This window comes from Paraburkholderia sp. SIMBA_054 (assembly GCF_046534875.1).
In the GTDB taxonomy this organism is placed as follows: Bacteria; Pseudomonadota; Gammaproteobacteria; order Burkholderiales; family Burkholderiaceae; genus Paraburkholderia; species Paraburkholderia hospita.
Window position 1 is genome coordinate 1 of the sequence record NZ_JAWRXV010000334.1, and the last position, 375, is coordinate 375.

1 pseudogene is annotated in these 375 nt (G+C 58.1%); it reads right to left on the reverse strand.

Features of this window, described 5'->3' with window-relative positions:
- A pseudogene (locus SB822_RS55350) lies at window positions 1-375 on the reverse strand (DNA polymerase III subunit beta); the annotation flags it as partial.

Here is a 375-nt window from a genome sequence, read left to right on the forward strand (position 1 = left end):
GCCATTAAGGTAATAGCGGGTTTCTTCCGTCGAAATCGCAAACTGCGTGCGGTCAATGAGACGCTTCAGAGCCTGCGCCTCGATCCGGAAGGAATGGGTAAATGCACCAGCGGTCAGTTCCGGGAGATCGGACTGCGGCAGGCACTGGAGGCGGAAAGACGACTTGCCGGAAATGACCGAAATGGAACCACCATCCGGATTGGTCGACAGCATGACTTCAGCGCCATCCGGCAGCTTGCGGACGATGTCATAAAGAAGATGTGCCGGAACCGTCGTAGCGCCTGCCTGTTCCACCATGGCGGCTGTCGCTTCGTTGACCTCAAGATCAAGGTCGGTCGCCTTGAGTGCGAGGCTTGCGCCCTCGGCCTGCAAAAG